Source organism: Halomonas sp. A020 (assembly GCF_027943625.1).
Classification (GTDB): domain Bacteria; phylum Pseudomonadota; class Gammaproteobacteria; order Pseudomonadales; family Halomonadaceae; genus Vreelandella; species Vreelandella piezotolerans.
Window position 1 is genome coordinate 3,949,384 of sequence record NZ_AP022850.1, and the last position, 7,756, is coordinate 3,957,139.

A 7,756-nucleotide genomic window follows, 5' to 3' on the forward strand; every position below is an offset into this window, starting at 1 on the left:
GAGATTAGGAGGGTATGGAACAAAAAAGTATTGTACCGATGGACAAAAAAACGAGGCCCTTAAGGCCTCGTGGTAGTAAACGTATATATAGGAGATTGTCACGTTTCGGCAGTCGAGCTACATATCTGCCTGCTCTGCTACTGGCGCTAATTTGAGGATCAATTGCAACCGATCACGCACCTCCAACTTCTTGAAAATAGCACTCAAATGCGCTTTCACCGTTCGCTCGGTGATATCCAACTGGCGGGCCGCTTCCTTGTTGGTAGCACCACGCGCAACCGCGAGTGCAACACCGCGCTCTCGCTCGGTCAGCAGCCCTAAGTAATCGCTATGCTGGTAGCGGTCATGATCAACACGCTGCTGAAGAGCTTTGAACGTACCGCCAAGTACTTTAGCCAGTAACTCTTGCCCTACCCAGACTCCCTGGTTCGTAACGACCAGCGCCACTTGGTTGAGCACATCGGCGGCGGCCAGGGTGTGCACATAGCCTCTTGCGCCCAGATCCAGTGCACTCAGCGCCTCTCGGTCATCAGGGGTGTAGCTAAGCACCACGACAATGGCACCCTGTTCGACTAATTTAGGCAGTAGTGAGGGCCAGCTCTCGACGGTCGTCGAGAGCCAAGCGAGATCGTTGGGTGATATCTGATGCTCGTAGGTGGCTGGCGTCGAAGCTCCTACATTTTGGAACGCTTTTTTCCACCGCGCCTTTAAACTGCCATCTGTTGTGATAAACCAGTGTTTCATCAGCGCTCCCCCATGGAATCTCGCCACGCCCTTAAAACAGGTTTCAGCATAAACTGCATCACCGTTCGCTTACCGGTGACGATATCGACCTGCGCCGTCATGCCCGGTATTACCTGCAGCCGGTCGGCTACGTTTTCATTCTCTAAGCTGCGCACTCGCACCAGATAAAACGTGTTGCCGTCATCATCGGTGATGGTATCGGCACTGATGTGCTCAAGCTCTGCCTGTAGACCGCCGTAGATGGCATAGTCGTAGGCGGTGAGCTTGATGGTGGCTGGCTGGCCTGGGTGAAGGAAGGCGATGTCTTGAGGCGCAATCCGTGCTTCCACGAGCAGTTGATCATCGGTAGGCACGATTTCCACCACTTCCTGGCCAGGCTGGGCAACACCGCCAATGGTATTGATGTGAATACGCTGCACGATGCCATCCACCGGCGAGCGAATTTCCGTCAGCCGCACTCTATCCTGCAGCCCCGTACCCGACTGCTGTAGTGCGTTGAGCTCGCCCAGCGCTTGCGCGAGGTCATTACGCCACTCGCTTCGACGCTCGGCATCCAGCTCTCGCAGCTGCGTTTGCGCCTCCTCGACGGCTGCCTGCAGGCGGGCAACCGCTGCATCGGCCTGACTCCTCTCACCAGATGCTCGTGAAACTTCCCGCTGTAAACGCAGCACCTCGACTTCAGAAACCGCTCCCGAGGCCAGCAGTGGCCGCGTCAGGTTCAGCTCCTGGCTGGCCATGCTAGCCTCACGCGCAGCGGTATCCCGTCGTGACTCTGCCTCACGCAACTCCTGCTCGCGCTGGCGAACGCGATCTTCTAACACGTTCTTTTGCTCGCGCAGCTCTTCGCGTCGGCTCTCGTATACCTCACGCTCTTGCATGACGATGTTGGGCACTTCCTGGCGTAGCTCTTCGGAGGGCTCGAAAGCCGTACCGGTCGCCAGCGCACGCAGACGTTCAGCGCGGGCTTCCAAAGCGAATCGCTGGGCGCGATTTTCACGAAAATCCGAGACGAACCGGGTCGGGTCGATCTGCATCAGCACCTCACCGGCGCTCACCATCTGCCCTTCCCGCACCATGATCTGTTCGATCACCCCGCCGTCAAAGGACTGGATACGCTGAAGTTGGCTGGCAGGAATCACCCGTCCAGACCCGCGGGTCACTTCATCAATAGCGGCAAAGTAAGACCATATCAGCAGCGCCACGATCGCCAACAGAACCGTATAAAGAAACAGCCGCGCCCGAATGGGCTCTTGCTGCATTCGCGCCCAGTCGGTGTCGCTCGCCCAGTCACGATTGAGGTGCGCGGAGGTCACTCGTTTGGCAAACAGGCGATCCATAAAGGGTCGAAACGGTTTTTGGCCCTTTTCAGAGAAGCGCCCAATCGCTTCAAAGCCTTTTTGTTCGGATGTCGAGGAGGATTTACGCGCCATTACGAAGCCCTCCCGATTTGGCCTTTGCGCAGCGCTTCCACCACGGTATCCCGCGGACCGTCGGCGACGACTTTACCTGCATCCATGACGATAATACGATCCACCAGAGAGAGTAGCGAGGTACGATGCGTTACGACGAGAATGGTTTTGCCTGCTGCGACGTTTTTTAGATTGGCTTTGAACGTCTCTTCACTGGCGTTATCCATAGAGCTGGTAGGCTCGTCCAGTAATAAGATGGGCGGGTCTTGAACCAACGCGCGGGCAATGGCAACCGACTGTTTCTGCCCACCCGATAGCGCTTGGCCGCGCTCGCCTACCTGCAGATCGACGCCATGAGGATGGCTGTTGACCATGCTTTCCAGCCCCGCTAGCTCGATGGCCCGCAGCAGCGCATCGTCATCCACTCGGTCACTACCACCCCCTGCCACGATATTGTCACGCAGCGAGCCTGAAAATAGGCTGACATCCTGAGGCACATAGCCTATGTGGCGGCGTAGTTGTAACGGGTCGAGCTGACGAATATCGACATTATCGACCAGCACCGCCCCGGCGGTGGGCTGATAAAAACCTAGCACGAGTTTATTGAGCGACGATTTTCCACAGCCAATGCGCCCCAGGAGCGCCACTTTTTCGCCCGCTTTGACCGTAACAGAAACATCCTTCAAGGCGTCACGCTCTTCATTGGGATAGCGTAACGTCACTTTTTCAAGGCGAATATTGCCTGCAAAGCTGGGCTTTTCTACGTACGCCTTGCCTTCGTGCCGCTCTACCTTTTTATTCATGACCGCATTCAATGACTCTAGTGCGGTGGAGGATTGATGATACTGAGCCAGCAGTGCAGCGGCTTGACTGATAGGCGCCATGGCTCGCGAAGAGAGCATATAGGCAGCGATCAGGCCACCCTGAGTCAGATTCCCCTGGATGATTTGATACACCCCGACGATGATGACGCAAACGGCCACACTATGCTGTGCCCACTGAGCGACGTTAGAGACCGACGTGCTGACCATTTTCAATTGCGCGCCGGTCTTGGATAGAAAGGCCGACGCTTTTTCCCAATGACGCTGGATGCGACTTTCGGCCCGTAACGCTTTGACGTTTTCCAACTGGGAGATGGACTCGACCAAGAGCGAGTTACGCTGCGCGCCGACCTCCCAGGTCGTTTGCGAAAGTTCGTGGAGCTTTCCTTGAGCCGCCAAGGCGTAGAGCAATACGAATACGATCCCAACCAGTACAGGGAGCACGAGCCAGGGGTTGATCAGCGCAATAATGGCGGCAAACATCAGCACGAACGGTAAGTCCACGATGCCTAGGATGGTTGCAGAACCGATAAAGGCACGCACTGATTCGAACGACTGAAGCGTGGAGGTGAAGGACCCCGTCGAGGCGGGCCGCTCTTCCAAACGCAGCCCCAGTGATTTGGCCATGATACTTGATGAGAGCTTGACGTCTGCCCGGCTGGCGGCCAAGTCGACAAAGCTGCTTCGCATTAGCCTTAGGGCCAAGTCGAAGCAGAGAACGATAAAAATACCGACGGCGAGCACCCAAAGCGTTTCTGTTGCTTGGTTAGGCACGACACGATCGTAAACATTGAGAACGAATAGGGGCATGGCGATGGCGAATACGTTAATCGCCACCGACCCCAGAACGATATCGCGGTAAAGCCGACGATTTTCACGAATAACGCCCCAAAACCAGTGCTGGTCACGGCGTTTTTTAACGCCCGGCTCGGATGCGTTATCAGCTAAAAACTTTGGGCGAACGTAAATAGCCTCGCCACTATAACCCGCGTAAAGCTCGTCGAGAGAAATGTCGACGTCCGACTCTGAGAGTTCGGGAAAAATGACGCGGGCTCTTTTCTGCTTAAGATCCAGCCCCAACAAGACACAGGCTCGGCCGGGTTCGAGCAGAAGAATCACCGGGAATAGCGCTGGATTCAGTCCAGACAGCCGACTTTTAGTAATTCTAGCCGTCAAACCCGCCCGTGAGGCAGCTCGCCCAAACACCGAGGGCGTCAATTTGCCCTGTTCCAACGGCAGGCCTGCCCGAAGTGCTTCCGATGACACTTCATGTTGATGAAAAGAAGCGATTACCTTGAGGCACTCAAGCAGCTCATCACGCCCCTCTAGTTCATTGGGGCTGATTTCATCCGATCGCGAATGGGGAGCCTCCGCCCTACTCAGGTTTGGTTGTGTCACAAAGACCTCATTACCCTAAAACGCATTAAGCGACTCGTATTACACACCCAATGGGTAGTGCTTGCCTGCCGCCCTGCGCGGCAGGCTCAGAGGATGGCTAGTTACTCATAGACGCTGGATGCTCTAACCATTGGTGACAAAGGCATCACCATACCCCATTCGTTGTAGCGTTTGCTGTAGCGCCTGAGCATCACTGAACGAGGCCACCGGCCCCAGTTGAACGCGATAATTTCCCGCCGACGCATACACCCGTGACTGGCTTGTTAGCTGCTCTCCTAACTCAACGCTTAACTGTTGAGCGCGCTCAGCGGCACTTAGCGAGGCGACTTGAATATAGAGACTGCTCTCGATGGCCTCAGGCTCAACCGCTGCGTTGGCGTACACAGGCGCATCGATTGGCATCACGACTGGCTCACTCGGCTCGTTGTAGGCGGTGGTGAGCGTGTCGCTGGACAACGACGAAGCGGAAATGCCACGGGTGAAATCTTCCAGAGTGAAGCCACGCGGGCCATCGGTAGCGCAGGCCATCTCAGGGTCTTGCGCTAAATCTTCGTAGCCCAACTCTGCCAAGGTTGGAATGTCTTCACGGACCACTTCCAACGTTTGCATGAGCTGCCCCATGGCGGCCAGCGTCCGCGCCTGGGCCAGTGTCAGGTCGAATTCCGCATTGGCATAGGCACGGCTGGCCTCGAAGTACTCATTCTCACTGTCCAGCACGTCCAAAAGGGTGCGCTGGCCAATATCGAACTGCTGCTGATAAGCGCCACGCACGCGATCGATGGATTGGCGGTGGTCGTTGAGATAGCGCAACTGCTCATTAAGACGCTGCGTATCGTTGTAGGCGATTTGTGTCGTCTGACGGACATTGGTACACGCCACTTCACGCTGATTGACGGCCTGCTCGATGCGCGTCGTGGCAGCTTCGAACGCGGCACTATCAGAACCACCGCGATAGAGGTTCATGCTTGCCACGAGCTGAATGCTGTGCTCATCGCTGCGACCAGCGATCGAGTCGTCTTGGTTATTGGTACCGGTACGGCCTTGAATATCCAGGCGTGGCATGAAGGCGGCACGAGCGGCATTTTGCTCAGCACGCTGAACGGCAATGTTCTCAATGGCCGCATGGAAATCGGGATTGCCCTCAAAGGCCATTCGCACTGCTTCGCTGACATCGCTGGGCAGCTCGTCAGCCAGCGAGGGTGCAGGCGACATATTTTGCGGTGGTAGCTCACCGACGATCCGCTGGTAACGTGCCGTCACATCATGCAGGTTCGAAGCTTCGGTCATCAAATTGGATTCGGCCAGCGCCAAACGACCGCTGATTTGCTCCAGATCCACTCCACGCCCAGCACCAGACAGTGCACGCTCTTCGATCTGCGAGAAAACACGCTGGTGTTCGCGATAGTTATCTTGCGCCAAGCGGACCATTTCTCGGAATCGCAAGACATCTAGATAGGTTTCAAACGCTTCCAGCGCTACCGTTTCGCTGGCCCCCAGCAACTCGAAGTAAGCGATGAGGCGCGTACGATCCAAGCGCTCTACTTCGCTGCGTGTCGCAAAGCCATCGAATACCATTTGCGTCAGAGTGAGCTCGGCAAAGTCACTGCTGTAACTGCCACGTCCATCGTTTTGCTGGTCTTGGCGCCCCACCCCGGCCGTCACGTCGATCGACGGCAGGTAGTTACCCTGAGCCACGCGCACATCACTTCCCGCCGCGCTAAAATTGTTCCAAGCTGCATTGACCTGCGGGTTACTCACGATCGTTTGCTGAATTGTGGTATTGAGATCGGTCATACCAGGCGCGTACAGCGTAGAAGGCAGCTGCTGGGCAAGCGCCGTCAGCGGTAAACAGGCAAGCGTGGTCAGTGTCCAGGGTCGGACAGCGCGCTGAAGTGAGAGAGGTGTGCGTTTCGTTGTAACGTTGTCTTTCATGGCCAGAGATCCCTAATGAACGTTTTCGCTACCGATGAGCAAGTCGCCTTTCCTTCGTAACAACACACGACGCATTGTCACCCCCTGGGCTGCTTACCCCGACTAAACACTGCCAGATCAACATGAAGCTGGCTATCGTCGCTGGTGATATTGTCTTAGTTAAATCACCCTAACGGGATGATATTAGCTTAAATTAATCGTATTAGCGGCAGTGACAAGCTATAAAAACAAAAGTCACAAAAATTTACAATAAGCGGCCAAAAAAACACACTACAGCGCTGGCTCACGCCGTGCTTGGGGAATCTGTTGAATCGCCAACCCGCACAGAATCAGTATTAAACCCACTAGGGTAGACAGCCGCATTGGCTCACCGACGACCAAGAACAGCAGCAAAAGGGAGACAGGCGGCGACAAGAAGATCAGATTAGAGACCTTGGCAGTTCGTGAAACGCTCTGCACGGCCATTTGCCAAAGCACGAACGCAACGCCCATTTCGAAGAGGCCGACATACGCACCAGCCCCAAGCGCAGACCACCCGTGCCACTGCAGGCCAGGGCCAAAAAGTAACAATAGTGTTAAAACAGGTAACCCAACACTGAAATTCTGCCACTGCCCTACCAACGGCTGCCGCGCGTCTTTCGCATTGAGCAGCCAGTAAAGCGCCCATACCAGTGTCGATGCCAACGCGAAAACGACCCCCAGAGGATCTTCGAAAGCAACGTTGAAGACCTCTCCTCGGGTAGCAATGACCCAAACGCCGCTGTAAGCCACCAAACCAGCCCCTACATCCGAGCGGGTGAGACGATGTCCCAGCAGCGGCACTGCCAAAAAAGCCATCGCCAGTGCCCATGTATAGTTGAGCGCCATGGCCTCTTGGCCAGGTAGCCGGTCATAGGCAGCAAATAGCAACAAGTAGTAAGCCACGGGGTTCATTAACCCAGCCCAAAGCGCCGTCCCCCACCCCCAGCGTAGCGCAACGCGCATATGCCCTTGCTTGACGACGATGGCGCCCATTAGCATCCAGGACACCAGAGCGGCCAACCACATGAGTTCAAGCGGGCTCATCCAGGCCAGGGCGACTTTGAATGCCGTCGCCACGGTCGACCAAAGCGCGACGGCGCCCAAGCCATACAGTACTGCCTGCTGATCTTGCGTCATCGGTCGATATGCCCCAGGTCTTGGGCAGGATCGATCTGGTCGCGCACCTGCTGTTTGAGCGTTTTAATGTCGGGAAACCCACCATCTCGCTTACGCTCCCAGAGAAGCGAGTCATCACACCAGATCTCGAAAGTACCGCCGTGAGAGGGTGAGAGCGCGACTTCTGTCAACTGCTCACCAAACGTAGAGAGAAGTTCTTGCGCATACCAAGCGCTGCGTAGCAGCCACTGACACTGTGTGCAGTAGCGAATATGAATGCGGGCCATTGTGCAAATCCTTATCGATCGGTTCCTT

6 protein-coding genes are annotated in these 7,756 nt (G+C 55.8%); all 6 read right to left on the reverse strand.

The features are described from left to right. Positions 1–117: 117 nt before the first annotated feature. Positions 118–744, reverse strand: coding sequence for a response regulator transcription factor (locus FRH_RS18480; protein ID WP_044628520.1), 627 nt, complete (start codon positions 742–744; stop codon positions 118–120). Continuing rightward, positions 744–2,174, reverse strand: coding sequence for an HlyD family type I secretion periplasmic adaptor subunit (locus FRH_RS18485; RefSeq protein WP_139526864.1), 1,431 nt, complete (start codon positions 2,172–2,174; stop codon positions 744–746). The genes FRH_RS18480 and FRH_RS18485 overlap by 1 nt, the downstream gene beginning before the upstream one ends. Beyond that, on the reverse strand, positions 2,174–4,285 hold the full coding sequence (locus tag FRH_RS18490; protein WP_281998183.1) for a type I secretion system permease/ATPase: 2,112 nt from the start codon (positions 4,283–4,285) through the stop codon (positions 2,174–2,176). The genes FRH_RS18485 and FRH_RS18490 overlap by 1 nt, the downstream gene beginning before the upstream one ends. 210 nt (positions 4,286–4,495) lie before the next feature. Then, positions 4,496–6,304, reverse strand: coding sequence for a TolC family outer membrane protein (locus tag FRH_RS18495; protein WP_139526862.1), 1,809 nt, complete (start codon positions 6,302–6,304; stop codon positions 4,496–4,498). Between the two features lie 270 nt (positions 6,305–6,574). Beyond that, on the reverse strand, positions 6,575–7,462 hold the full coding sequence (locus FRH_RS18500) for a DMT family transporter (protein ID WP_239286462.1): 888 nt from the start codon (positions 7,460–7,462) through the stop codon (positions 6,575–6,577). Continuing rightward, positions 7,459–7,728 carry a SelT/SelW/SelH family protein gene (locus tag FRH_RS18505; protein WP_139526857.1) on the reverse strand — a complete coding sequence of 90 codons (270 nt, stop codon included), beginning with the start codon at positions 7,726–7,728 and terminating at the stop codon, positions 7,459–7,461. Before FRH_RS18505 ends, FRH_RS18500 begins: the two co-directional genes overlap by 4 nt. Between the last annotated feature and the right edge of the window lie 28 nt (positions 7,729–7,756).

Excerpts from the sequence above, each read along its gene's own strand:
- FRH_RS18485 (WP_139526864.1), bottom strand. The coding sequence starts at position 2,174 with ATGGCGCGTAAATCCTCCTCGACATCCGAACAAAAAGGCTTTGAAGCG.
- FRH_RS18505 (WP_139526857.1), bottom strand. The coding sequence starts at position 7,728 with ATGGCCCGCATTCATATTCGCTACTGCACACAGTGTCAGTGGCTGCTA.
- FRH_RS18480 (WP_044628520.1), bottom strand. The coding sequence starts at position 744 with ATGAAACACTGGTTTATCACAACAGATGGCAGTTTAAAGGCGCGGTGG.
- FRH_RS18495 (WP_139526862.1), bottom strand. The coding sequence starts at position 6,304 with ATGAAAGACAACGTTACAACGAAACGCACACCTCTCTCACTTCAGCGC.
- FRH_RS18500 (WP_239286462.1), bottom strand. The coding sequence starts at position 7,462 with ATGACGCAAGATCAGCAGGCAGTACTGTATGGCTTGGGCGCCGTCGCG.